The organism is Streptomyces sp. NPDC044064, from assembly GCF_056434245.1.
This window is the reverse complement of the sequence record NZ_JBWKFN010000033.1, coordinates 1-24,302: the sequence shown is the minus strand read 5'-3', so window position 1 is coordinate 24,302 and position 24,302 is coordinate 1. Positions and strand designations below refer to the sequence as shown.

Here is a 24,302-nt window from a genome sequence, read left to right as displayed (position 1 = left end):
TCACGACCGGCACGCTAGACAGCCGCACCCGGGGTGGACAGTTCCCGCTCCGCGCCGCCCTGGGCCACCGGCTCGCCGGAGGTCTTGGCCGGCGTGGACGACTGGGCGATGAACGCACCGAGGAGGACGACGGCACCGCCGGCGATCTGCGGCGCCGACAGGTGCTCGCCGAGCAGCACCCAGGCCAGGACGGTCGCGACGACCGCCTCCAGGCAGGCGACGACACCCGCGACCTGCGGGGACAGCCTCCGCACGGACAGCACCCCGGTGATGTAAGCGACGACCGTGGCGACCAGGACGATCCAGCCGAGCAGGACGAAGGCCGGAACGGCGGTGCCGTTCATGTCCGCGGAGCCGGCCAGCACCGACCAGTCCATGCCCCAGGGGCGGGCCAGGACGGTCAGCACGGCGGCGCCCACGAGCAGGCCGTACGCGATGACGCCGAACGGGTTCGGCGCCCGGTCGCCCGCCTCGGTGCCCTGGTCGGACAGGACGAAGTAGCCGACCTGGCAGCAGGCGGCGCCGAGCGCGAGCAGCAGACCGAGCGCGTCGAGGCTCAGCCCCGCCCACACCTCCACCACACAGGCGAGACCGCCCGCCGCGAGGACCACGCCGAGCGCGGCGGCGCGCGACACCGGCCGTCGCTGCACGAACCGCACCCAGCCGAGCACGAGCGCGGGGGCGAGGTACTCGATGAGCAGCGCCACTCCGACGGGTATGCGGGAGAGCGCGGCGAAGTAGCAGGCCTGGGCGCCGGCCACGGCGAGCAGGCCGAAACCGGCGAGCAGCGCGGGGCGGTGGCGCACCAGGGCGCGGTGCCGCACGGCGAACGGCAGCATCACCAGGGCCGCACCCGCGACCCGCAGCCACACGACGTGGAGCGGGTCGAGTCCCGCCTCGATCAGCGGCTTGGCGGCCGGCCCGGCTCCGCCGAAGGTCAGCGCCGATGCGAGCGCGAGACCGAGCCCGACACCCTTGCCGCCGCTGCCCTGACTGCTCTCAGACGTATGCACCGGCACATGATGACAGGCGCTGACATGAGCGTCATCCCCGTTGACACCTGTCTCAGGGGATGGACTTCTCGGGGGCCGGCCGGGCGCCGGTGCGACGGCTCAGCAGGCCGCCTCGCCCTCGCCGGCGCACTCCCCCGCGCGGGTCTCGATCCGGGCCCGCAGGTCACGCGCGGGGATGCCGGCGCGCTCCAGGACCGCGACGGCCCGGGACTCCGGGTCCACCACCAGCGCGGCCAGCAGGTCGGTGCCGCCCGCGCGGGTCTCGCCGCGCTGCCGGGCGCGCCGGCGGGCGTCCGCCATGGCGGCGGCCGCGACGGGCGACCAGCTCCCGGAATCCTTGGGTTCGCGGGCGGGGGTCGGTACGACCTCGATCGCGCCGGAGTCCTCCACACCGCTCTGCCAGCGCAGCCCGTAGCCGATGCTGCGCTGCACGAGGTAGCCGAGCAGCCGGGCGAGTTGCGGGGCGTCGCCGACGGCGACGCGCACTTCGGGGTCGGACTCCAGGAGGGAGTGGAGCAGATGGGCGGTGTCGATCTGCCGGTCCCCGTCCCGCAGGGCCCTGCGACGGGCACCGGCGACCACCGCCGCCAGCTCGGCGCTGAGCCCGGCGTCGTCGTCCATGGGCAGGCCGCCCTGGCCGTGGGCGGATTGACGGGTCATACGGTGTTGCACACCCTCTACCCCATCAGCATCAGCGGGCCGGGTCATCCGCGAGGGGAACCATTTCCGCGTCCCGCAGGGAGTGGACGTCACCGGCCGGAATCTCATCCTTACGGAGGAGATCAGGCCACTCCTGGCCGACGCGGTGGTGATACCGCGCGTGCGGTGCTACGGCACGTACGGCGATCCGCGTCCCCGGGGAACACAATTCCTGACGGTTCATCAGTATTGAATGTTCGAGGGCGCAAGGCTACGTTCCGCGACACCGAAGCCCGAAACGAAGGGGTGGTCGCATGGCCGAAGTCAGCGCCGAGGCACGCATCCAGGCACCGGCCGAGAAGGTGTGGACCCAGCTCACCGACTGGCCGGCGTACGGCGAGTGGAACGCGACCCACACCAGCTTCCCCAAGGGCGGGCCCGAGACGCTGGCGGTGGGCGGGACGTTCCAGGAGAACATGAAGCTGATGGGCTTCCCGGCGGAGGTCGACTGGACCATCGAGGAGCTCGAGCCGGCGCGGGTGTTCGCCATCCGCGGCAAGGGCCCGATGGCCGTCACCGTGGCCACCCGCTACACGCTCACCCCCGACGGCGACGCCACGACGGTCCGTATCGACGGCGAGTTCACCGGCGCCGCGGTGTCGCTGATGGCGGGCAAGCTCAAGGACTCGGCGACGGCCGCCCTGAACGAGTCACTGCGCAAGCTCGGCGGACTGGTGGTGACCTGAGCCCGGTCCCGGAAACGGGACGGCGCCCCGCGGACTCTCCACGGGGCGCCGTCCACCGGCAGTCCTCAGTCCTCAGTCCTCGTCGGCGAGGATGAGGTACAGCTTCTTGCGGGCGTCGTTGACGACGGCCAGCGCCTTCTCGCGCTGCTCCTTGGTGCCGGTGTTCCAGACCTGCCCGAAGGCCTGCATCAGACCGACGCCGGCCTGCCGGATCTCGCCGAGCGCCTCGAAGTCGACCCCGCGCGAGGCCTCCTCCCAGGGAGCCTCCGGACCTTCGCCGGCTGCGGCGCGGCCGCTCTCGGTCAGGGCGAAGAGCTTCTTGCCACCCTCGCTCTCGCTGGCGATCAGACCCTCGTCCTCCAGCAGCTGGAGGGTGGGGTAGACCGAGCCGGGGCTGGGCTTCCACGCACCGCCGCTGCGCTCGGCGATCTCCTGGATCATCTCGTAGCCGTGCATGGGCCGGTCCTTGAGCAGGGCCAGGATCGAGGCGCGCACGTCACCGCGCCGCGCCCTCCCCCTCGGGCCGCCTCGCCCTCGCGGCCCCCAGGGCCCCGGCCCGAAGCCGGGCCCGAACCCGGGACCACCCGGACCGAAGGGGCCGAAGGCACCCCGGCGCCCTTCGAATCCACCGAGCCCGCCCCGGTCGCGCCGGCCCGGGCCGTCCTGACGATGTCCACGCTCGAATCCGTGGGTACGCATCGCGATCACTCCATTCCATCGTTGATCAGTCACGTATCGATCGCGTTCCTTACGCGATGCCTCAACGATATATCGGTACTGATGGCGTGACAAGCCCCTTCCCGGGGAGGGTGACCCGTCTCAACGACGTTTCACGGGTCTCATTGGAGTTCGGCCGTTTGGAATTCGTCTCGTCAGACTTTGACGTCGCAGGTCAGGTACGGTGCGGACATGACTGAGCACCTTCCTCCCGACGTGGCCGAGGTGCTCGACGCCCTCTTCGACGACGACGATCCGGTTCACCTGGCGCTCCGCGCCCAGGTGCCGCACCTCCGGGTGCAAGGGCGCTGTACGTGCGGGTGCGGCACGACCTACTTCGACCTCGACACGGCCTCGGTTCAGCCGGCACCGTCTGGACCGAGCACGGTGGTGGCCGCCGAGGCCCTGATCCACACCGAGAACGGCGACTGCCCCGGCGAAGTCCTGGCCTTCGCTCAGGCCGGCTACCTCTCATGGTTGGAGGTCTGCTCGTGGAGCGACGACATCGAGGTCACCCTCGCCTTGGCCCGGCGAACGCTGCGCCGCTGAGGCGGATCCGCCTGCGGTCGAACTTCGCTGAGACTCGTCAACTTCGTTGAGACGGGTCAGATGGCCCCCGGATCGTCCCGGTGGGCTCAGGCGTCCGCGCCGGCCGGCCGCAGTGGGCAGCCCGTGCCGACGCGGGAGGTGAGATCGGCTCGCAGGGCCGCGAGTTCGGACATGCGGGTGTCGATGATGCGGATCTTGTCGGCGAGGAGCGCGGACAACGCCTCGGCGCTGTCCGGGGCGTCGCGCAGGTCCGCGCCGTGCCGGGCGATCTCCGCGAGCGTGAAGCCGAGGGTCTGTGCGGTGCGGACGTAGTGCAGCCAGGTCACCGTCTCGGGCGGGAAGTCGCGGTAGCCGTTGGACAGGCGGCGGCCCTCGATCAGCCCGATCCGCTCGTAGAACCGAACGGTGTCCTTGGACAGGCCCGCCTGTGCGGCCAGTTCTCCGATGCGCATGGCTCCCCCGCCGCTCCCCGGACTTGACCTTGGAGCGTACTCCGCTGTTTAGCGTGAGCCGCGTCAGAGACGGACCCGCCCGAGGAGTTCTCCGTGATCCCGTTCCCCGTACCCCACCGCCCCGCCTACCTCCGCCTCGTGCGGGCCAGCGGCTGGTACGACCTGCTCGTCACCGCCGGCTTCGCCACGCCGTGGACGTACGCGCTGGTGCACGACCTGCTGGCGGGAGCGGGTGACGCGGCCGGACTGGGTGCCTTCCCGGCGCTCGACCCGATGCAGATCCTGTACGCCAACCTGATGGGCTCGGTCGTGGTGGTCTGGTCCGTCCTGCGGATCGTACGACCGCTGCCGCTGCACGGGCTGCTGGACGGAGTCGCGCGCACGCTGTTCGCCCTGTGGCAGGCGTACGCACTGGCGCACGGCGGTCCGCCGGTGCTGTGGCCGTTCCTGGTCGTGGAGGTGGCGTTCGGCGTCGCCCAGCTCGCCCCGTGGGCCAAGGCCGGCCGTGCCGCCGGCGCGAAGTCGGTCCAGGGCTCGTGAATTGGCCTTGGCCCCGCGGCTTCCCGCGCCCCTAGCGTCAGGGCCATGCGCATCCGAATCGTCGACGCCTTCACCGACCGCCCCTTCGCCGGCAACCCGGCCGGAGTCCTGATCCTGGACGACGTCTTCCCGGACGACGACTGGCTCCGGAAGGTCGCCCTGGAGGTCAACCACGCCGAGACGGCGTTCGCGCACCGGCTGCCCGAGGGCGGCCCCGCGGACTGGGCGCTGCGCTGGTTCACGCCCGTCACCGAGGTCGCGATGTGCGGGCACGCCACGCTCGCCACCGCCCATGTCCTGTACACCACCCGCGCCCACGAGGGACCGGTGCGGTTCGCCACCCGCAGCGGGGTGCTCATCGCCACACCCGGTGCGGACGGCTCGATCACCCTGGACTTCCCGACCGCCCCGCTCACTCCGGTCGAGGTCCCGGCCGCGCTCGCCAGGGCGCTGGGCGCCGAACCGGCCGGTGCCCACGACACCGGCCCCGACGTCGGCGACCTGCTGGTGGAGCTGGCCGACGAGCGTACGGTCCGCGGACTCGCACCGGACCTCAAGGCCCTCGCGGCCCACTCCTCGCGCGGCATCATCGCCACCGCGCTCGCCGACGACCCGTCCCTCGGCTACGACTACGTGTCCCGCTGCTTCTTCCCGAACCTCGGCATCGACGAGGACCCGGTCACCGGCAGCGCGCACACCTCGCTCGCCCCGCACTGGTCCGCCCGCCTCGGCCGGGACGACCTCACCGGTCTGCAGGCCTCCCGCCGCACCGGCCTGGTCCGTACCCAACTGCGCGGCGACCGCACCCTGCTCACCGGCAGCGCGGTCACGGTGATCGAGGGCGAACTGCTCGGGTCCCAGGGCCTGTCCGGCCATTCCCGTCGTCCGCCTGCGGGGGCAGGCGGGAAGCCGGACGGTCCCTAGGCCGTGGGCAGCCAGCCCACCTTGCCCGCGAGCAGGGCGTAGCCGACGAAGGCACCGATGTCGAGCAGGGAGTGCGCGACGACCAGCGGGCCGACCCGGCCCCAGCGGCGGTAGAGCCAGACGAAGACCACGCCCATCACCATGTTGCCGATGAAGCCGCCGATGCCCTGGTAAAGGTGGTAGGAGCCGCGCAGGACCGCGCTGGCCACCAGTGCGGTGCCCGGGGTCCAGCCCAACTGCCCCAGTCTGCGCAGCAGATAGCCGACGACGATGACCTCTTCGAGGATCGCGTTCTGCAGTGCGGACAGGATCAGCACCGGGTACTTCCACCACACGTCGGGCAGCGCCTCGGGCACCACCGTGAGGTTGAAGCCGAGACCGCGGGCGGCCAGGTAGAAGGCGATGCCGGTGCTTCCGATCACGGCCGCGACACCCGCGCCCCGGCCGAGGTCGGGCCAGGGGCGGGTGCGGTCGAAGCCCAGCGTCCGCATGCTCTCGCCCTCCCGCAGCAGCAGGTGGGCGACCAGGGCCACGGGAACGAGCGCGCTGGCGATGCCGAAGAGCTGCCAGGCGAGGTCGAGCCAGGGGCGGCCGGGCGCGGCCGAGGCGTTGAGGGTGGCCGCCTGCTCCTTGAGCCCGCCCGGCTTGGTGACCGACCCGACGAAGCTGATCAGCGCGGACACCCCGCTCGCGCCCAGCGAGAGCCCCAGGACGAGGAGTGTCTCGTCGCGGAGGATCCGCCGCGGGAACCGCTCCCGCGGATACGCCTCGGCCACCGGGTCAGCCTCCACGTGCACTCCTGCCTTCGGTCCGGTCATGCGAGGTCACAGCATGCCGGATCGGCCTGTGGAGTGCGTGCCCGGGCAGGGCTTTCCCGGTGGACCGGCCGCCCTCAGCCGAGCGGCACCGGATCGGGCAGACCGACGGGCCAGGTGTGCACCGGCTCCCCCGCCTGCATCAGCTCGGCATAGCGCCGGGTCGTCGCGGCGAGGGCCGCCTCGCGGCCGCGTCCCTGTTCCAGGGCCCGGTGGAAAGTGGCCGCCTGCCAGGAGGCCCCGTTGACCCGGCGCCGGCACCGCTCCTCGATGACGCCCAGGTAGAAGTCCCGGTCGGCGGCCTCCAGGCCCCATGCGTCCAGGCCCGCCGAGGCCAGCGGCAGCAGCTCGTCACGCACCAGGGTGACCGCGTCGACCTCGCCGGTGCCGCCGTAGCGTCCCCGGCGCGGCCATACGAAGCGCGCGTCGATGCCGTAGCGGCACGCCGCGTCGAAGTTGGCCTCGGCCACCTCGAAGGGGAGCCGGGTCCACAACGGCCTGGACTCCTCGGCGAGGGCGCGCACCAGGCCGTAGTAGAAGGCCGCGTTGGCGATCACGTCGGTGACAGTCGGCCCGGCCGGCAGCACCCGGTTCTCCACGCGCAGGTGCGGCACGCCGTTCGCGATGTCGTAGACGGGCCGGTTCCAGCGGTAGATCGTGCCGTTGTGCAGGACGAGTTCGGCGAGCCGGGGTACGCCGCCGGCGTCCAGGACCTCCAGCGGCTCCTCCGCGTCACAGATCGGCAGCAGGGGCGGGAAGAAGCGCAGGTTCTCCTCGAAGAGGTCGTACGCGGAGGAGATCCAGCGCTCACCGAACCAGATGCGCGGCCGCACCCCCTGGGCCTGGAGCTCCGGCGGGCGGGTGTCGGTGGCCTGCAGGAACAGCGGCACCCGGGACTCGCGCCACAGCTCGTGCCCGAACAGGAAGGGCGAGTTGGCACCGACGGCGATCTGCGCGGCCGACGCCACCTGCGCCGCGTTCCACACATCGGCGAAGCGGGCCGGGGTGACCTGGAGGTGCAGCTGGACGGAGGTGCAGGCGGCCTCCGGGGCGATGGACCTGGAGGTGCGGGTCAGATGCTCGACCCCCTCGATGTCGAGGACGAAGTCCTCGCCCCGGGCGGCCACGATCTGATCGTTGAGCAGGGTGTACCGATCCGCCTCGGAGAGGTTGGCGGAGACCACGTCGTCGGGCTCGAGCGTGGGCAGAATGCCGATCATCACGATCCCGGCGTCCACCTCGCCGGCCTTCCGGTCGGCGTACGCCAGGGAGGTGCGGAGTTCCTCGGCGAGCCGGTCGAATACCCGGCCGCCCAACCGGTGTGGGGCTATGTTCACCTCCAGGTTGAACCTGGCGAGTTCTGTTTGGAAATCGCGACTCGCGATGCGCTCCAGCACCTGCCCGTTCAGCATTTTCGGCATGCCGTCGGGGCCGGCCAGATTCAATTCGATCTCCACACCCATGAGGTTCTTGGGGCGGTCGAACCGCTTCTCGACCAGCAGCCGCTCCAGTCCCGCCAGACACTTTTGGAGCTTTTCGCGGTAGCGCTGGCGATCGGACAGGTCGAACTGCCCTGCCACGACCTTCTCCCCCATCGAAGTGTCCCTCCTCGGATGGGCGGGCCGCAGATCCGGCCGCCGGGGTCCCGGGTCAGGTGGGATGATGCCCAGCCGAAGCGATCGATAACGTCCCGTGCGGGCCCGGCACCCGCTACTCTGTCGAATGTTCCCCGCGGCACATTCACGGGGCATGCCGCAGTACGCATCTTCGGGTTCCCAGACCGCCTCGTGAAAAACGCCGACGACATTCGGCCGACCGCGATCGTGGTGTATTACGAGGTCAGCGGCGCGATGCCGGGCCGGAAATCGGGATGATTTACGCGATTCATCGGCTGAATGACCCCTTGCCGGGTCAACCGGAATCCGGTAGACGAAACATCGTCTGAACACGTGTCGTATAACCTTGCGAACAAGGCCTAAGGTTGGTGCCCGCGGTCCCGGTTCCCGTCGTGTTCCTGCCGCCGAAGTGACGGGCGGCAGGCCTCAGCCGCACCCTCGTTCACCGATCCGGGCCCCACCTCTCAGGCCACCCGTGAGCAGACAGCGCCGTCCGCCCCACCCTCCCTCGCGCCGCCGCGCCTGTCGAACGAGAGGCGACCCACCATGCCGCTGCATGTGCCCCTTGCACCCGCGCCCGCCCTGCGCTCCGTCCTCACGGCCCTCGGTTCCCCCACCGCGGTCCGTGAGGCCCGAACTCCCTCCCTGCGCGCCGCGCAGGGCCCCGCGACGCCCGAACTGCCTCTTCCCGTGCACGTGTTGGACAGGATCACCGCGCAGGGCCTGTCCGCGACCCGGCTGGCCGGATGGCGCTTCCTCATACGGTGCGGCGACCGCGCGGTGGCCGCGGCCGACACCATGCTCACCCCGGACGGCTGGGCCTTCTCGCACTTCTTCGAGGGCCCCTACATCGTCTCGACCGAGCGGGCGCTGCAGCAGGCGGAGGCGCTGCCGCAGCCGTACCAGCCGCGTCTACTGTCCGTGCCCGGCCTGTACATGCTCACCCTGTGGCTGCACGGCGAGGTCGCCGCCGAGCCCGCGGAGGGCCATCCGGCCGCCGCCGACCTGCTGATACCGCTGGCCCCGGCACCGCCCGGCATCTCGGCCCACCGGCCCTACCGGGTCTCCGAGTTGCTGCCGGTGCTGACCCATCGGGCGACTCCCGTCCCGCTGCTCGGCTCACCCGCCTGAACGACGCCCGCGTACCCCGCTGCCCGGAAGGGGAGCGGGGTACGACTGTTTTTACCGGGATGCGAATACTTTTCCGGGACCGCGGTGCCCCACGGGAATAGAATGCGCTCGTACGAGCAATTACCCGCTCCGACGAGCCGGAAAAGGCGCCCTCGCGTCCGGACTAGTCCTATCCGGCCACCCGGAACCACCCAAAGGGACAGTGCAGTTGGAATGAACCGTCCGCGTGGGTGACGCGTCATGAACCTGTGAGAAGCGGTGCCGCGAAATCCCTGCGGAATGACGCCCAGAGGGCAACACTGGGTTCCGACCGACTATCACCACGGGGGGCGAACATGACCACGACCGAGCGAGAGATCCCACCCATGTGCCAGCACCAGCCGCCGTGTCCACAAGCCGAGTCCGCCGACCGGGAGTCCGCCCGCCTCGTGGCGCACCACCCGGAGCAGGGATGGAGCCTGCTGTGCAACGGCGTACTGCTCTTCGAGGACACCGGTGAGCTGCTGCCCGACGGCCGCGTCATCGCCCCGCACCGCCCGCTCGGTGCGGAACGGGTGATGACCGCAGCCTGAGCAGCACCCCGGGCGGTCCGCCGCACCGCCCGGTGACCCCAAGGGGCCGGCCGCACGCTCACGGTGCGCACCGGCCCCGACGTGCGTCCGGGGGCGACTACGGTCCGTGACCGCGCGCTAGCGCCTTCGGGGGGGGCCGGCCGGGCAGCCGATCATCCCTTGGTGGCGCCGGCGGTGAGCCCGCCGACGAGCCGGCGCTCGGCGACCGAGCAGAAGGCGCGGAGACGGTGCCGAGCGCGGGCCTCGCCATGGGCAGCCGGACCCGCCGGAAGAACCCGAAGGAGCTGCAGCCGTCGAGGGTGGCCGCCTGCTCCGGCTCGCCCGGCTCCCCTCATCGTCGTGGTGGCCCCTTCGAGGTCGCGGCGGAGCACGAACCGCTGGTGGGCGAGGGCGAAGACGAGGCAGATGCCGCGACTCCGGGAAGGCACGTCGGGAGCGTCAAGATGTCGTGCGGCAGGTCGCGGTGCCGGATGCGGTCGGCGACCAGGGACCGGCGCAGCGCACCGGGTCCCGGCTGCGGAACAGCGGGACAGTCGATCGAAAGTTTCGAAGCGGGCGGCGAACCCCACTCGCACCCGGCGGTGGGGCTCAGTCGGACGGAGCGGCTCGAGGCCCGGGCGGGCCGGCCGGCGAGGGAGGGAAGGCCGGCCCGCCCGGGAGTCCGGTGCGCGGCACAGTGCCGGCGGACGCGGTGGCGTCCGATGCCGGACGTGGTGATGTCAGACGCCCACGTCGCGGCTGTGCAGGTCGGCGAGCGACTCACGGCGGACCAGCAGGCGGGCCCGGCCCGAGTGCACGGCGACCACGGGCGGGCGGCCGACCAGGTTGTAGGCGGAGGCCATGGACAGCTGGTAGGCGCCGGCCGCGGGTACGGCGAGCAGGTCGCCGGGACGTACGTCGGCCGGGAGTTCGGCCTCGGCGAGGACGTCACCTGCCTCGCAGTGCCGGCCGACGACGGTCACCGGGGCCAGGGGCGCCGTGGCGGGCCGCCCGATCAGACGGGGTGCGTAGCGGGCGCCGTACAGGGCGGGCCGCGGGTTGTCGCTCATGCCGCCGTCGACGGCCACGAAGGTGTGGTCGCCGGTGCGTTTGACGGCGAGGACGTGGTAAACGGCGATGCCCGCCGGGCCGGCGATCGCCCGGCCGGGTTCGATGATCAGACGGGGCACCGGCAGGCCGGCCGCCGCGCAGGACGCAGCGAGTTCGGCACGGACCCGGCGGGCCAGCACGGCCGGGTCGAGGGCCGGTTCGCCGGGGCGGTGGGCGATGCCGTGCCCGCCGCCGAGGTCGAGTTCGGGCAGGACGAGACCGTGCTGGTCGCGCAGCCGCGCCAGCAGGCCGACCATACGGCGCACGGCGGTGACGTACGGCTTCACGCTGGTGATCTGCGAGCCCAAGTGGCAGTGCAGTCCGACGAGTCGCAGCTGCGGCTGGTCGAGGATGCGGGCGATGGCGTGCTGGGCGTGGCCGTCGGAGAGGGAGAGGCCGAACTGCTGGTCCTCGGTGCCGGTGCGGATCTTCTCGTGCCCGCCGGCGGCGATCCCGGGCACCACACGGACCAGCACCTGCTGCCGGCCGTCGGATCCGAGAATGGCGGCCAGCCGGGCGATCTCCGCGGGGCTGTCGATCACGATCCGGCCCACGCCCAGGCGCAGCGCCAGCTCCAGGTCGCGCGGCGACTTGGCGTTGCCGTGCAGCACGATCCGCTCGGGCGGGAATCCGGCGGTGACTGCCAGCTCCAGCTCACCGGCCGAGCAGACGTCCAGGCCCAGGCCCTCCTCGTCGGTCCAGCGGACCATGGCACGGCACAGGAACGCCTTGGCCGCGTAGAGGACTTCGGCCTCGGGGAAGGCCTGCCGGTAGGTACGGCAGCGCTCGCGCACCTCGCCCTCGTCGAGCACGTAGACGGGGGTGCCGAACCGGTCCGCGATCTCGGCGAGCGGGACTCCGCCGACGGCCAGGTCGCCGGGGCGGGACTCGGCGGCCGAGGCGGGCCAGACGGACGGACCGGCGAGGGTGGTGGGGACGGCTGCTTCGTGCAGGGTGGTCATCGGGTGCTCCCCTCGGTGATCCGGAAGGCGGGGAGCGGAATCGACCGGACGGCGGGGCCGGGGGCCGGGGCCGAGAGCGTGGGGTCCACGGTGAGGGTGGTGACACCGAGCGGCGCGGTCAGGGCGCGCAGCGCGGGCTCGGCGAGGCGGATCCATGGCTGGTCGGGGCCCAGTGTGTCACCCAGGCGGCGGGCGCAGGTGAAGGCGACGGCCGTCCGGCCGCCGAGGGGGGTGCGGAACAGGCGGGCAGTGCACCCGGCGGGTCCCGGCCGGACGGGGACGAACAGGGGTCCGGCCGGGGTGCGTTCGGAAGGCTCCGGGTCGTCGCCGCAGACGAGTTCGGGCATGGGTTGCCTCCTGGAAGGGGCGTGGTGGCCTTGAGCGCCCCGGACGCGGGGAGGCGGACCGGGGCTGCCTCGACGCTATGCCCGGCCGGGCCGGTGATCCGATCCCTCATGACGCGATGCTGACGGCGAACGGGCCGACACTGACGGGTTGCTGACGGGCACGGACACGGGACGGGCCGGGGCCGTCAGGAACCTGCCAGGAATTGCTCCCGCCGGCTGGTCGAATCGCCCGTACGGGAGTGGGATGGAAGAGAAGCCCTGTTCGCGGGCCCACCCGCGGGGGTCGCCCGCGGGCATGCGTGAGAAACGGTGGAGTCATGTCCGGTTACGACGCCTCGGCGGCCGCCCGTGTGGTGGTCGGGGTGAGCGGTTCCCTGGGCAGCGTGACGGCCCTGCGCCGGGCCGCGGCGCTGGCCCGGCGACTGGGTGCGGAGCTCTGGCCGGTGCTGGCCTGGGAGCCGCCCGGTGGCGATCCCGCCGCGCGCCGCTCCCCCGCCGCCGGTCTGCTGGTCGAGGAGTGGCAGCGGCTGGCCAGGCAACGGCTGGCCTCGGTGCTCGAGGAGATCTTCGGGGAGGACGGGCCGGGGGTGCCGATGCATGCCGTGATCGTCCGTGGCACTCCGGGCAGGGCACTGGTGTCGACCGCCGACCGCGACGACGACCTGCTCGTCGTGGGCGCCGGCCGGCGCGGCCTGCAGCGCGCCTTCTCGAGCCGCGTCTCCCGGCACTGCCTCGCACACGCCGACTGCCCGGTCCTCGCCGTACCGCCGTCGCCGCTGGAGTCCGACCTGGTCTCCGTCCACCGCCGCAACGCCTGGCATCTGCGCATGGACACCCGGGGTCTGTGAGGCGCTGTGAGCGTCAACAGGCGCGTCAAAACACGCTGCCCTGGCGTCAGGGTCCCATCAATGAACGGCACGGCCGGGTCCCACCAGGCCCGCCCCTCTCTACCGTCAAACCCATGGAGCATCGCGACACCCGCCCCGAGGTGACGGCACCGCACCCGTACGGCACCGGTCCCGTCGCGTACGACCGCCAGTACACCTCGGACCTCTTCGGCTCGGCCCGCTGTGCGACCGTGCTGCTCGGCATGCTGCTGCTCGTCGACCTGGCGGCAGGCACCCTCACCTGGTGGCGCTCGGCCCTGTGGATCTACCTGGCCCTGCTCCTCTTCCTCGTCCTCCTCCCCGCCCGCGTCTCGGCCGGCGAGGGCTGGCTGGCCTCCCGCCGCCTGCTGCGCACCCGACGGGTCCACACCGACCGGCTGGTCGCGGTACGCCCGCTGGACGGCGTCGCGAAGCGCCTGGTCCTGCGCGACACCCTCGGCGCCCGCGTCGAGATCGACCCCGAGGTGCTCCTGCGCAATCCCGACCTCTGGCTCCGCCTGACGGAGGCGGCCCGCGCCTCGGAGACCTCCGGCACCCTCCGCTCCGGCACGACGGCCCTGCACCAGCTGGCGGAACGCATCGACCGGGAGACGGCACTGCGGGTGTTCAGGGCGTCGGGCCTGGAGTAGCAGGCGCTTCAAGGGGTGTCAGCCCATCACGGATACGCTCGCTGCGGCTGCACTTCAGCTGTCCGCGGGGCAGCATGGAGGTGTCGTACGAGATGACGCTGGGTGTCCGACCCGGAGTTCGCGGCCGCCCCTCCCCTGTACGGTCCAACGCGTGCCGTGGGCCTGCGGGCCTCCGCTTCTTGATGTGTCACCTCCTTCCGTCGGGTCTTTCTTAACGCAAGATTGACGCCGCCCGGCCCTGGATCCGTGGGCCCAGGCGTCACTCTCTGCATACGCTGGTGCCGCCGTCCGCGTGATGGCCGGAATCAGCTGAGCCGCACACCTGGAGCACGCCGATGGCCACGACCGAGCACCCTCCTCCCAGTCGCTTGCGCACCTGGATGCTGGAGGGGCTGTCCGACATGGGCAAGGGGCACGCCCGCCCCGAAGCCCAGCCGGAGCCCGCGCACAAGGGCCAGCGCTGGTGGCGCGTGATGTGCCTGACCGGTGTCGACTACTTCTCCACCCTCGGCTACCAGCCGGGCATCGCGGCCCTCGCGGCCGGTCTGCTCTCTCCGATCGCCACGCTCGTCCTCGTCGTCGTCACCCTGGCGGGCGCCCTTCCGGTGTACCGCCGGGTGGCGGAGGAGAGCCCGCACGGCGAAGGCTCGATCGCGATGCTGGAGCGGCTGCTGTCCTTCTGGAAGGGCAAGCTGTTCGTCCTGACGCTGCTGGGCTTCGCCGCCACGGACTTCCTGATCACCATCACCCTGTCGGCCGCAGACGCCTCCACTCACCTGATCGAGAATCCGCACCTGACGAGCACACTGCACGGCCAGCAGATGATCATCACCCTGCTGCTGGTCGCCCTGCTCGGCGCCGTGTTCCTCAAGGGCTTCCTGGAGGCGATCGGCGTTGCCGTCGCCCTGGTGGCTGTCTACCTCGGACTCAACGCCGTGGTCGTGGTCGTCGGCCTGTGGCACGTCTTCACCGCCGAGCATGTGGTCACCGACTGGACCAGCGCCCTGACCACCGAGCACGGCAACATCTTCGCCATGATCGGCGTATCCCTCCTGGTCTTCCCGAAGCTCGCCCTGGGCCTGTCCGGCTTCGAGACCGGCGTCGCCGTCATGCCGCACGTCCAGGGTGACCCGGACGACAGCGAGGACAAGCCGACGGGCCGTATCCGGGACACCAAGAAGCTGCTGACGGCAGCCGCGCTGATCATGAGCGTGTTCCTGATCGCCACGAGCTTCATCACGACGGTGCTCATCCCGGCGGACGAGTTCAAGTCCGGCGGTCAGGCCAACGGCCGCGCACTGGCCTACCTCGCGCACGAGTACCTGGGCAACGCCTTCGGCACGGTCTACGACGTCTCGACCATCGCCATCCTGTGGTTCGCCGGCGCCTCCGCCATGGCCGGGCTGCTCAACCTGATGCCGCGCTACCTGCCTCGGTACGGCATGGCGCCGCACTGGGCGCGCGCCGTGCGCCCGATGGTGATCGTCTTCACGCTGGTCGCCTTCCTGGTGACCTGGATCTTCGACGCCAACGTAGACGCGCAGGGCGGCGCGTACGCCACTGGCGTCCTGGTGCTGATGTCCTCGGCGGCGATCGCGGTGACCATCGCCTCCCACCGGGCCGCTCAGCGCGGGTGGACCGTCGGCTTCGCGGTCGTCTCGGCGGTCCTGCTCTACGTGACCGTCGCGAACGTCATCGAGCGCCCGGACGGTGTGAAGATCGGTGCCTGCTTCATCGTCGGCATCATCCTGGTCTCGCTGGCGTCCCGGCTGGCCCGCGCCTTCGAGCTGCGCGTCACGCATGTCGAACTGGACGACATGGCGGAACGATTCATCCGTGACATGGCCAGTCGCAAGATACGGTTCATCGCCAACGAGCCCGACGTGCGCGACAAGGCCGAGTACCGCGACAAGGTCGAGCAGATCCGGGCCGACAACGAGATGCCCGAGCAGGAGGACTTCGTCTTCGTCGAGGTCACGGTGACCGACCCCTCCGAGTTCGAGGCGGGCCTGACCGTACGCGGCGAGGTCCTGCACAACCGCTACCGCGTCCTGACCGTGGAGTCCTCCTCCATCCCCAACGCCCTCGCCGCGCTCCTCCTCCACGTCCGCGACGCCACCGGCTGCACCCCGCACATCTACTTCGAGTGGACCGAGGGCAACCCGTTCGCCAACTTCCTGCGCTTCTTCCTCTTCGGGCAGGGCGAGGTCGCCCCGGTCACCCGCGAGGTGCTGCGCGAGGCGGAGCCGGACCGCGCCCGCCGCCCGCGCGTCCACACCGGCTGAGGCACACCCGCGGTCACGTCGGGCTCCTCAGGTCACCGGGCCGACAGTCGTACCGGACCGGGAAGACGGCACGCGCCTCAGGCCGTCGCCGTCTTCCTGCCGAACAGCCGCCGCGGCGGCCGCGCCTCCAGCCGGCCCATGCTCAGCCGCCCGTGTATCTCCACGCGCAGCACGACCGGCGTCCCGGGCTGCCCGGCCGGCCGCACCCTGGCCTTGCCGTAGTCGATCACCAGGGAGTCCGTGTCCACGACCACGCCGGGCCGGGTGATCAGTCGCAGGGTGCCGCCGCGCAGGTCCAGGTCGATGCGGAGGGTGTCGTGAGTGATCTCCGCCCGGGTGAGGTCGACGGTCACATCGCCCCACTCCGAGTGGATCTCCATCCGGCGCGGCACCGACCATCCGTCGCCGCGCGTGGCCGACGAGAACTGCTGCTCGATGCGGACGACATCCTTGACCGGCGTCGCCCCGGGCACGTCCGGCAGGTCGCCCGTCAGCTCCGCCAGCTCCCCGAGCGTGCGCGCCGACAGGGCCGCCCCCACCCGCTCGTCGTGTTCCTCGGCGGTCAGCCTGCCGTCCCCCGCGGCAGCCGTCAGGGCGTCCACCACGCGGTCCCGGTCCGCGTGCGAGGCCCGCAACCCGGACGGCACATCCGTGGGCACCAGTTCGGCCGACATACCCTCACCCCGATTCAGACGCCCCCACAGGGGACCCACCGTCACGCACTAACGCTATATCGCGTTATACCCAACGGCCAACCCCACGTCCACGGTTGCCTCGTCATGGCCCTATCGTGACCGGCATGCAGTCCTACACGATCGGCCAGGCCGCACGGCTGCTCGGCGTGAGCCCCGACACCGCCCGTCGCTGGGCCGACGCCGGCCGGGTGGCCACTCATCGCGACGAGGCCGGGCGCCGGCTCATCGACGGCAAGGATCTCGCCGCGTTCTCGGTCGAGCTGGCCCGGGCGGGCAGCGGTGAGGAGGACGCCTCCTACACCTCGGTCCGCAACGCCTTCCCGGGCATCGTCACCGCCATCAAGCTCGGCGACGTCGCGGCCCAGGTGGAGATCCAGGCGGGCCCGCACCGCCTGGTCTCCCTGCTGACCCGGGAGGCCGTGGAGGAACTGGGCCTGGAGGTCGGCATGGAGGCCACCGCGCGCGTGAAGTCCACGAACGTGCACATCGACCGCGTCTGAGAACGCCTCCGGGGCGTCTTCGACACCGCCTCCGGAGAAGCCCCCGCAGCCCCCTCACCGGCAGAGCAGCGCCGCCCACAGGTCGAGCCGGTCGCTCAGCAGGGACAGGTCCCGTCCGGTGAAGTGCTCGATGCGCTGGATCCGGTAGTGCACGGTGTTGACGTGCAGATGCAGCGCCTTGGCCGTACGCGCCCAGGACCCGTCGCAGGCGAGGAACGTCTCCAGCGTGCTCAGCAGTACGGCGGTGGCGGTGCGGTCGGACTCCAGCAGCGGACCGAGGACCGTACGGCTGTAGGCGGCGCGCACCTCGGCCGGCACACCGGTGAGCAGGGCGTCGAGGCTGGTGAGGGCAGTCGCGTCGGCGAGGAGGGAGGCGTCGGGCGCGGTGGTCCGGGCCGAGGTGAGGGCGTACCGGGCCTGCGCCAGCGCCCCGCCCAGCCCTTCGGGACCGTCCGCGGGCGCCCCGGTGCCGCCGTGCAGGGCCACTTCGGGCGCACAGCCGGCGACCAGCGACCAGACCTCGCCCAGGACACCGTCGTCGCAGGCACCGGGCAGGACCGCGAAGGCACACCCGTCGGGCAGCCGCCCCACGGCCGAGGCTCCCGCCGAGGCGGCCGAAGCTCCCGCCACGGCATCCGCGGCCCCGTGCACGGCACCCTCGACCCCGATCGCCCCCCGCTCGCCGCCTTCGGCCCTGACCGCCCCGTGCGAGGCGTCCCCGGCCCTCGACGCCCCCCGCACGGCATCGCCTCCGGCGCCCACCGCTTCCCGCCCGGCGGCGTCCGCCCCCACACCGACGTCGCCTCCGCCACGCCCGGCCCGCTTCCCGCCTCGCCCCGCCTTCTGCGCACCCCCCGCCGCGCCCCGCACGACCTCCGCCACGCCCCGCGCGGCCTGCGCCCGGACATGCCGGGCCACCTCCGCCAGCGCCCCCTCCGGCACCGCCGGCCGCCGCGCCCCCGCGTCCGCGACCACCACCCGGTACAGCCCCGCCCCAGGCACGCCGCACCGCCGTAGCGCCGCTTCCACCGCCCCTGCTTCCGGCGCCGGTGCCGCGAGGAGGGCCCCCAGGTCGTCCGCGGCCCGCCGCTCGGCCGACCGGCGCCGGACCGCGGCCTCCTGACAGTGGCTCAGGGCCGCCGCGGTCTCCTGCAGCATGCGCGGTGGCGCGCTGTCGGGGTCGGGCAGGTAGAGCAGCCAGCGGCCATAGGGAGAGGCGCTGTCGGCCTCGACGGACACGGTCACCCCGGTGCCCTCCGCCACGAGCGCGACCGCCTCCCGCGCCGCGACGCCCGGCGCCCCCGCCGTGGCCGCGACCGTCCGCCCCGAGGGCGTGAACACGTAGGCGGTGACGGGGTCGAGGTGGGCGAAGGCGGCGCCGAGAACGTCCTCCGGACCGGCCTCCTGGGCGAGGAGCCGGCTCAGCCGCACCCGCGCGCTCTCCGGCAGGGCGGGATGACGCAGCGCGTGCCGGCGGCTCAACTCCCCCCACTGCCGCAGGTACACCGTGTCGGTGATCGACCGGAACATGATGTGCGCCGGCACCCCCGCCACCGGGACCCCGTGCCGTACGCACGCCGCGACCAGCTCGTCCGGCACGCTCCCGTGCGTCTCCTCCCCCGCGAGCAGCGCCGTGGCCCCCGCGCCCTTCAGCGCCGAGACGAAACGGTCCGCCTTGACCGGACCGCCGTCCGGCGACCACCACACCAGCCCGCTGAGCACGACCTCCCCGGGCCGCACGAACCGGGCCGGGTCCTCCAGGTCCGTGACGGTCACACCGCTTATTTCGCGCCTCAGCAGGACGTCCTCCGCCCACAGCAGGCGCAGCCCGAGGGAGGCGTCCCCCAGGAGGTGTTCGACGCGCATGTGCTGGCTCCTCGTACGGCCTCCGGACGCTGGACGGAACGCCCCTACCTCTCGCATCCACCAGGTAAGTGCGAGAGGAAACATCGTAAATGCAAGGTCAGGGGAGGGGAATGCTTCTTGGTTGATCCTCCAGTACCGGCGCTGGGGGCGTCGGAGTTTCCGTGTCGTGCACCAGTCGTTCCGGCCCGGCCGCGTTGGTTCACTTCCGGCCATGGACCTGAACACGGTGGCCGACATACGCGACGCCCGGCGGCCCGCGCCCTGGCGGCCGGGTGACGCCTGGCTCGGCGGCGGGACGTATCTGTTCTCCGAACCCCAGCCGCACCTGCGGCGCCTGGTGGACCTGAGCCGCATGGGCTGGACGCCCGTGCGGCAGCACCCGGACGGCTCGCTGGAGATCGCCGCCACCTGCACCATCGCCCAGCTCTCCCGCCACGCACGGACGTTGCTCGCGCCCGCGGCGCCCCTGTTCGAGCAGTGCTGCCGGGCGTTCCTCGCCTCGTTCAAGATCTGGAACATGGCCACGGTCGGCGGCAACCTGTGCAACGCCCTGCCCGCCGGCCCGGTGATCTCCCTCACTGCGGCTCTGGACGGGGAGTGCCTGCTCATGGCCCAGGACGGCGCGCGTCGCCGGGTCCGGGTCGCCGACTTCGTCACCGGGGCGGGCCGCAAGAACCTCGCCGAGGGCGAACTCCTGCGCTCGGTCACCCTGCCCGCCCGGGCCCTCGCCTGCCGCACCGCGTTCCGGCAGGCGTCCCTGTACGGCCTGGGGCGCTCCGGCGTCCTGGTCATCGGCACGCTCGACCCGCTCGACCACTCCGTCGCGGTGACCGTCACCGCGGCCACGGTCCGCCCGGTGCGGCTGTGGTTCCCGCTGCCGCCGACGGCCGGGGAGCTGCGGGCGGCGATCGACGCGCAGGTCGCCGACGGCGAGTGGTTCGACGACATCCACGGGCTGCCCGAGTGGCGGCGGCACATGACGTTCCGGCTGGCGGAGGAGATCCGCCGGGAGCTGGTCGAGGAGGAGCGGCGATGAGGATCGAGGTCAACGGCAGGCACCACGAGGAGGAGCCACGCCAGGGGCAGTGTCTGCGCACCTACCTGCGCGAACGTGGCTGGTTCGGTGTGAAGAAGGGCTGCGACGCGGGCGACTGCGGCGCCTGTACCGTCCACGTCGACGGCGAGCCCGTGCACAGCTGCCTCTATCCGGCCTTCCGCGCCGACGGCCGCACCGTCACCACCGTCGAGGGCCTCGCCTCCCCGGACGGCGAACTCCACTCCGTCCAGCAGAAGTTCCTCGACGCCCAGGGCTTCCAGTGCGGCTTCTGCACGGCCGGCTTCCTGATGACCACGGCCGCCCTGGACGAGGAGCAACTCACCGATCTCCCCCGGGCGTTCAAGGGCAACCTGTGCCGCTGCACCGGGTACCGGGCCATCGAGGACGCCGTACGCGGGGTCAAGAACACCGAGGAGCCGGCGCCCGGGGAGTCCGTCGGCCGCAGCCTGCCCGCCCCGGCCGGACCCCAGGTCGTCACCGGCACCGCCCGCTACACCTTCGACCTCGACGTGCCCGGCCTGCTGCACATGAAGCTGCTGCGCTCCCCGCACGCGCACGCCCGCATCGTCGCGATCGACACCTCCGCCGCCCTGCGCGTCCCCGGTGTCCAGGCCGTGTTCACCCACCAGGACGCCCCGGAACGGCACTTCTCCACCGCCCGCCACGAGCATCCGGAGGAGGACCCGGACGACACCCGGGTCCTGGACGACAGGGTCCGCTACATCGGCCAGCGCGTGGCGGCCGTGGTCGCCGACGGCGAGGCCGCCGCCGAGGAGGGCTGCCGCCGGATCGAGGTGACGTACGAGGTGCTGCCCGCCGTCCTCGACCCCGAGGAGGCCATGCGGCCGGGGGCTCCGGTGGTCCACGACAAGGACGCGGCGACCGCCCGGATCGCCCGCCCGCAGGCCAACGTCGTCGGCGAGGCACACGGCGAGATCGGCGACGTCGGGGCCGGTTTCGCAGCGGCGGACGTCGTCTACGAGGAGACCTTCCGCACCCAGCGGGTCCAGCACGCAAGCCTGGAGACGCACGGAGCCGTCGCCTGGATCGACGAGGACGGCCGGCTGACCGTACGCACCAGCTCCCAGACCCCGTTCCTCACCCGCCGCGCCCTGTGCGCCCTCTACGACCTGCCCCTGGAGCAGGTCCGGGTGGTCGCCGGACGGGTGGGCGGAGGTTTCGGCGGCAAGCAGGAGATGCTGGTCGAGGACGTCGTGGCGCTGGCCGTGCTGAAGCTGCGCCGCCCGGTGAAGCTGGAGTACACCCGTGCCGAGCAGTTCTACGGCGCCACCACCCGCCACCCCTTCACCATCCACCTCAAGGCGGGCGCCCGGCGCGACGGCACCCTCACCGCCCTCCAGCTTCGGGTGGTCGCGAACACGGGTGCGTACGGCAACCACGGCCCGGCCGTGATGTTCCACAGCGTCGGTGAGTCCATGGCGGTCTACCGCGCCCCGCACAAGAAGGTCGACGCGTTCTCGGTGTACACGCACACCGTCCCGGCGGGCGCCTTCCGCGGCTACGGCCTGGGCCAGGTGCTGTTCGCGGTGGAGTCCGCCCTGGACGAACTGGCCCGCCGCCTCGGCCTGGACCCGCTGGAGTTCAAGGCACGCAACATCATCGGCCCCGACGAGCCCATGCTCACGCCCGGCGGGCACGAGGAGGACCTGCACATCGCGAGCTACGGGCTCGACCAGTGCCTGTCGATCGTGCGCCGGGCCCGGGCCGAACCGCTCGCCGAACCCGTCCCGGACGGCTGGCTGCTCGGCGAGGGGGCGGCTCTCGCGATGATCGCGACGGGGCCGCCCGGCGGCCACATCGCCGACGCCAGGGCCACCCTGCTGCCCGACGGGACCTTCGACCTGGCCGTCGGCACCGCCGAGTTCGGCAACGGCACGACGACCGTGCACCGGCAGATCGCGGCCGGCGAACTCGCCACCACCGTAGACCGGATCACCGTCCGCCAGTCCGACACGGACGTCGTACGGCACGACACGGGAGCCTTCGCCTCCACCGGCACCGTCGTCGCCGGCAAGGCCACCCTGCGTGCCTCCCGCGCCCTGGCCGACCAGTTGCTCGACTTCGCCGCGGCCCACCTCGGCGCGGTCCGCGACCACTGCCGGCTGGGAGAGGAGGCGGTGCTGCACCCGGGCGGGCGGCTCCTGCTGAAGGAGGTGTACGCCGCCGCCCGCGCGGTCGGCCTGGACCTCGCCGCCGACGGACACTTCGGCGGCACCCCGCGCTCGGTCGCCTTCAATGCGCACTGGTTCCGGGTCGCGGTCGACCCCGGCACCGGGGAGATCCGCGTCCTGCGCAGTGTGCACGCGGCCGACGCGGGCAAGGTGATGAACCCGATGCAGTGCCGGGGGCAGGTCGAGGGCGGGGTCGCCCAGGCGCTCGGCGCCACGCTCTTCGAGCAGGTACGGCTGGACGGGCGGGGCGCGGTGGACACGGCCGCCTTCCGCCGCTACCGGCTCCCCCAGTACGCCGATGTCCCGCGCACCGAGGTGCACTTCATGGAGACGGCCGACGCCATCGGGCCGCTCGGCGCCAAGTCGATGAGCGAGAGCCCGTTCAACCCGGTCGCCCCCGCCCTGGCCAACGCCGTACGGGACGCGACCGGCGAGCGGTTCACGGAGCTGCCGCTGACGCGCGACCGGGTGTGGCTGGCACTGGAGCGTCGAAGCCATAGCCCCCGTCCACCCGGATCGCCGTGATCCCGCTGATGTGCCGGGCCCCGCAGCGGTCCTGCGGCAGCACCAGCTGGGGGCCGGCCGCGTCCAGCGGGGTGCCGTCGATGGTGACGGCGAGCAGCACGGGGGCGTGGGCGAAGTCGGGGTCGATCTCGGCCCAGGACAGCAGCGCGTGGTGGCCGTCGGTGCCGGTGACGGCGATGAGGAAGCGCAGCCGGTCCTTGCGCCGAACCGGGTCGAAGCCGGGTCCGGCGTCGGCCAGCACGTCGTACAGGCGCGGACCGGCGAACCGGTGGTGCTGGATGCCGCTGGTGGCGCACTCGAAGCTGACGTCCGCCACGTGCTGCGGCCAGCCGAGCAGGTCCGGCACGATCAGCCGGGCCTGTCGTACGAGATCGCCGGTCAGGGCGAGTTCCGCGAGCTTCACCGCGACCACCTCCCGCAGAACCGTACCCCCGGCCGAGCACCGTACAAACGCACATGCCAGCCCCAAGTCACAACTTCGCAGCTCATGCGATGTGACAAGAGACTTACACCTGGCAGATGCGGCAGTATCATCGCCGCACGGCCGATTGTCCGGCCGTGCCAGGGCGCGACCGTTGTTCCACAGAACCCGAGGAGTAGATCCGTGATGACCCGTTCCGTGCGCCGGACCCGGACGCTGCAGCTGGCCGGTGCGGGAGCCGCCGCCCTGATGGCACTGAGCGCCTGCTCCTCCTCGTCCGACGACTCGTCGCCCAAGTCGAAGGCGTCGGACTCGTCGTCCTCCGCCTCCCCGAAACTCTCCGGGAAGATCACCGTGTTCGCGGCCGCCTCCCTCAAGGAGAGCTTCACGACCCTGGGCAAGGAGTTCGAGAAGGCCCACCCCGGCACTACCGTCAGCTTCAACTTCGGCGGCAGCGACACCCTCGCCGCGAGCATCACCAGCGGCGCCCCGGCGGATGTCTTCGCCGCCGCCAGCCCCAAGACCATGGCGATCGTGACGGACAAGCAGGACGCGGTCGGCACCCCGGCCACCTTCGTCCGCAACCAGCTGGAGATCGCCACCCTGCCGGGCAACCCCGACAAGGTGGCCTCCCTGAAGGACCTCACCAAGTCCGGCCTGAAGGTCGTCCTGTGCGACAAGACCGTGCCGTGCGGCGCCGCCGCGCAGAAGGCCCTGGACGCCAGCAAGCTGAAGCTCACCCCGGCCTCCTACGAGCAGGACGTGAAGGCCGCCCTGACGAAGGTCGAGCTGAAGGAGGCCGACGCGGCCGTCGTCTACAAGACCGATGTGAAGGCCGCGGGTGACAAGGTGGAGGGCGTGGAGTTCCCCGAGTCCGCCAACGCCATCAACGACTACCCGATCGCCCTGCTGAAGAACGCCGGCAACGCCGCCGCTGCCAAGGCGTTCATCGAGCTGGTCCAGTCCGCCGAGGGCCAGAAGGTTCTGAGCGGGGCCGGGTTCCTCAAGCCGTGACCTCACCCGACAGGCCCGGGGGGGGGGGGGGGGGGGGAGAGGGGGGGGGGGGGGGGGGGAGGGGGGTGGGGGGGGGGGGGGGGGGGGGGGGGGGGGGGGGGGTGGGGGTATGGGGGGGT

Annotated in this window: 23 protein-coding genes and 2 pseudogenes; 13 read left to right on the top strand and 12 right to left on the bottom strand. The window is 72.2% G+C overall.

What is annotated here, in order from left to right; translation table 11 throughout:
- Positions 1 to 14: 14 nt before the first annotated feature.
- Positions 15 to 1,019: an EamA family transporter gene (locus AC07DS_RS37870; RefSeq protein WP_479152933.1), complete on the bottom strand. Its 1,005-nt coding sequence runs from the start codon at positions 1,017 to 1,019 to the stop codon at positions 15 to 17.
- Between the two features lie 93 nt (positions 1,020 to 1,112).
- Positions 1,113 to 1,673 (bottom strand): peptidase, encoded by a 561-nt coding sequence (locus AC07DS_RS37865; RefSeq protein WP_479152931.1) that lies wholly within the window; start codon positions 1,671 to 1,673, stop codon positions 1,113 to 1,115.
- Positions 1,674 to 1,966: 293 nt separating this feature from the next.
- Between AC07DS_RS37865 and AC07DS_RS37860 the strand changes: the two genes are divergently transcribed.
- Positions 1,967 to 2,398 carry a type II toxin-antitoxin system Rv0910 family toxin gene (locus tag AC07DS_RS37860; protein WP_479152929.1) on the top strand — a complete coding sequence of 144 codons (432 nt, stop codon included), beginning with the start codon at positions 1,967 to 1,969 and terminating at the stop codon, positions 2,396 to 2,398.
- Positions 2,399 to 2,470: 72 nt separating this feature from the next.
- Here AC07DS_RS37860 and AC07DS_RS37855 read toward each other — a convergent pair whose 3' ends face one another.
- On the bottom strand, positions 2,471 to 3,097 hold the full coding sequence (locus AC07DS_RS37855) for a PadR family transcriptional regulator (RefSeq protein ID WP_479152926.1): 627 nt from the start codon (positions 3,095 to 3,097) through the stop codon (positions 2,471 to 2,473).
- Between the two features lie 210 nt (positions 3,098 to 3,307).
- Here AC07DS_RS37855 and AC07DS_RS37850 point away from each other — a divergent pair, with 210 nt between their 5' ends.
- Complete coding sequence (locus AC07DS_RS37850) at positions 3,308 to 3,664, top strand: hypothetical protein (protein WP_479152924.1); 357 nt, start codon at positions 3,308 to 3,310, stop codon at positions 3,662 to 3,664.
- Between the two features lie 86 nt (positions 3,665 to 3,750).
- Here AC07DS_RS37850 and AC07DS_RS37845 read toward each other — a convergent pair whose 3' ends face one another.
- The gene (locus AC07DS_RS37845; RefSeq protein WP_479152922.1) at positions 3,751 to 4,116 is read right to left on the bottom strand and encodes a MerR family transcriptional regulator; all 366 of its coding nucleotides are present in this window, start codon (positions 4,114 to 4,116) and stop codon (positions 3,751 to 3,753) included.
- A gap of 93 nt (positions 4,117 to 4,209) precedes the next feature.
- On the opposite strand from AC07DS_RS37845, the gene AC07DS_RS37840 reads away from it, so the two are divergent.
- Entirely contained in the window at positions 4,210 to 4,656 is a 447-nt protein-coding gene (locus tag AC07DS_RS37840; RefSeq protein WP_479152920.1) for a hypothetical protein, read from the top strand.
- Positions 4,657 to 4,701: 45 nt separating this feature from the next.
- Positions 4,702 to 5,508: pseudogene (locus AC07DS_RS37835) on the top strand (PhzF family phenazine biosynthesis protein); the annotation flags it as partial.
- Between the two features lie 68 nt (positions 5,509 to 5,576).
- Here AC07DS_RS37835 and AC07DS_RS37830 read toward each other — a convergent pair.
- Positions 5,577 to 6,377 (bottom strand): CPBP family intramembrane glutamic endopeptidase, encoded by an 801-nt coding sequence (locus tag AC07DS_RS37830; protein WP_479153071.1) that lies wholly within the window; start codon positions 6,375 to 6,377, stop codon positions 5,577 to 5,579.
- 95 nt (positions 6,378 to 6,472) lie between these two features.
- Positions 6,473 to 7,990, bottom strand: a complete 1,518-nt coding sequence (locus AC07DS_RS37825) for a glutamate-cysteine ligase family protein (protein WP_479152918.1) — start codon at positions 7,988 to 7,990, stop codon at positions 6,473 to 6,475.
- Between the two features lie 567 nt (positions 7,991 to 8,557).
- On the opposite strand from AC07DS_RS37825, the gene AC07DS_RS37820 reads away from it, so the two are divergent.
- Both AC07DS_RS37820 and AC07DS_RS37815 read left to right on the top strand, forming a co-directional pair.
- Positions 8,558 to 9,142, top strand: coding sequence for a hypothetical protein (locus AC07DS_RS37820; RefSeq protein ID WP_479152916.1), 585 nt, complete (start codon positions 8,558 to 8,560; stop codon positions 9,140 to 9,142).
- 365 nt (positions 9,143 to 9,507) lie between these two features.
- Positions 9,508 to 9,714 carry a DUF5999 family protein gene (locus AC07DS_RS37815; RefSeq protein ID WP_145886512.1) on the top strand — a complete coding sequence of 69 codons (207 nt, stop codon included), beginning with the start codon at positions 9,508 to 9,510 and terminating at the stop codon, positions 9,712 to 9,714.
- A 317-nt stretch (positions 9,715 to 10,031) separates the two neighbouring features.
- On the opposite strand, the pseudogene AC07DS_RS37810 reads toward AC07DS_RS37815, so the two are convergent.
- From AC07DS_RS37810 to AC07DS_RS37800, 3 genes and pseudogenes are all read right to left on the bottom strand, one after another.
- Positions 10,032 to 10,124 (bottom strand): annotated as a pseudogene (locus AC07DS_RS37810) (sugar ABC transporter permease); the annotation flags it as partial.
- A 309-nt stretch (positions 10,125 to 10,433) separates the two neighbouring features.
- Positions 10,434 to 11,765 carry a diaminopimelate decarboxylase gene (lysA, locus tag AC07DS_RS37805; RefSeq protein ID WP_479152914.1) on the bottom strand — a complete coding sequence of 444 codons (1,332 nt, stop codon included), beginning with the start codon at positions 11,763 to 11,765 and terminating at the stop codon, positions 10,434 to 10,436.
- The gene (locus AC07DS_RS37800) at positions 11,762 to 12,112 is read right to left on the bottom strand and encodes an SAV_915 family protein (RefSeq protein WP_479152912.1); all 351 of its coding nucleotides are present in this window, start codon (positions 12,110 to 12,112) and stop codon (positions 11,762 to 11,764) included. The genes lysA and AC07DS_RS37800 overlap by 4 nt, the downstream gene beginning before the upstream one ends.
- A 317-nt stretch (positions 12,113 to 12,429) precedes the next feature.
- Between AC07DS_RS37800 and AC07DS_RS37795 the strand changes: the two genes are divergently transcribed.
- The 3 genes from AC07DS_RS37795 (at position 12,430) to AC07DS_RS37785 (ending at position 15,913) form a co-directional block, all read left to right on the top strand.
- On the top strand, positions 12,430 to 12,960 hold the full coding sequence (locus AC07DS_RS37795) for a universal stress protein (protein ID WP_145886465.1): 531 nt from the start codon (positions 12,430 to 12,432) through the stop codon (positions 12,958 to 12,960).
- A 113-nt stretch (positions 12,961 to 13,073) separates the two neighbouring features.
- Positions 13,074 to 13,628 (top strand): hypothetical protein, encoded by a 555-nt coding sequence (locus AC07DS_RS37790; RefSeq protein ID WP_479152910.1) that lies wholly within the window; start codon positions 13,074 to 13,076, stop codon positions 13,626 to 13,628.
- Between the two features lie 335 nt (positions 13,629 to 13,963).
- The gene (locus AC07DS_RS37785) at positions 13,964 to 15,913 is read left to right on the top strand and encodes an APC family permease (protein WP_479152908.1); all 1,950 of its coding nucleotides are present in this window, start codon (positions 13,964 to 13,966) and stop codon (positions 15,911 to 15,913) included.
- 77 nt (positions 15,914 to 15,990) lie between these two features.
- Here the strand turns inward: AC07DS_RS37785 and AC07DS_RS37780 are convergent, their stop codons facing one another.
- Complete coding sequence (locus AC07DS_RS37780) at positions 15,991 to 16,587, bottom strand: DUF1707 SHOCT-like domain-containing protein (protein ID WP_479152906.1); 597 nt, start codon at positions 16,585 to 16,587, stop codon at positions 15,991 to 15,993.
- Positions 16,588 to 16,712: 125 nt separating this feature from the next.
- On the opposite strand from AC07DS_RS37780, the gene AC07DS_RS37775 reads away from it, so the two are divergent.
- Complete coding sequence (locus AC07DS_RS37775) at positions 16,713 to 17,108, top strand: TOBE domain-containing protein (RefSeq protein WP_479152904.1); 396 nt, start codon at positions 16,713 to 16,715, stop codon at positions 17,106 to 17,108.
- Between the two features lie 54 nt (positions 17,109 to 17,162).
- Here AC07DS_RS37775 and AC07DS_RS37770 read toward each other — a convergent pair whose 3' ends face one another.
- The gene (locus AC07DS_RS37770) at positions 17,163 to 18,974 is read right to left on the bottom strand and encodes a PucR family transcriptional regulator (protein WP_479152902.1); all 1,812 of its coding nucleotides are present in this window, start codon (positions 18,972 to 18,974) and stop codon (positions 17,163 to 17,165) included.
- 211 nt (positions 18,975 to 19,185) lie between these two features.
- Here AC07DS_RS37770 and AC07DS_RS37765 point away from each other — a divergent pair, with 211 nt between their 5' ends.
- Together AC07DS_RS37765 and AC07DS_RS37760 are read left to right on the top strand one after the other, a co-directional pair.
- Positions 19,186 to 20,010 (top strand): FAD binding domain-containing protein, encoded by an 825-nt coding sequence (locus AC07DS_RS37765; protein WP_479152900.1) that lies wholly within the window; start codon positions 19,186 to 19,188, stop codon positions 20,008 to 20,010.
- On the top strand, positions 20,007 to 22,748 hold the full coding sequence (locus tag AC07DS_RS37760; protein WP_479152898.1) for a molybdopterin-dependent oxidoreductase: 2,742 nt from the start codon (positions 20,007 to 20,009) through the stop codon (positions 22,746 to 22,748). The genes AC07DS_RS37765 and AC07DS_RS37760 overlap by 4 nt, the downstream gene beginning before the upstream one ends.
- Here the strand turns inward: AC07DS_RS37760 and AC07DS_RS37755 are convergent.
- The gene (locus tag AC07DS_RS37755; protein WP_479152896.1) at positions 22,663 to 23,160 is read right to left on the bottom strand and encodes a molybdopterin-binding protein; all 498 of its coding nucleotides are present in this window, start codon (positions 23,158 to 23,160) and stop codon (positions 22,663 to 22,665) included. The genes AC07DS_RS37760 and AC07DS_RS37755 overlap by 86 nt on opposite strands.
- A 195-nt stretch (positions 23,161 to 23,355) precedes the next feature.
- Between AC07DS_RS37755 and modA the strand changes: the two genes are divergently transcribed.
- Positions 23,356 to 24,183: a molybdate ABC transporter substrate-binding protein gene (gene modA / locus AC07DS_RS37750; RefSeq protein WP_479152894.1), complete on the top strand. Its 828-nt coding sequence runs from the start codon at positions 23,356 to 23,358 to the stop codon at positions 24,181 to 24,183.
- Positions 24,184 to 24,302: the final 119 nt, after the last annotated feature.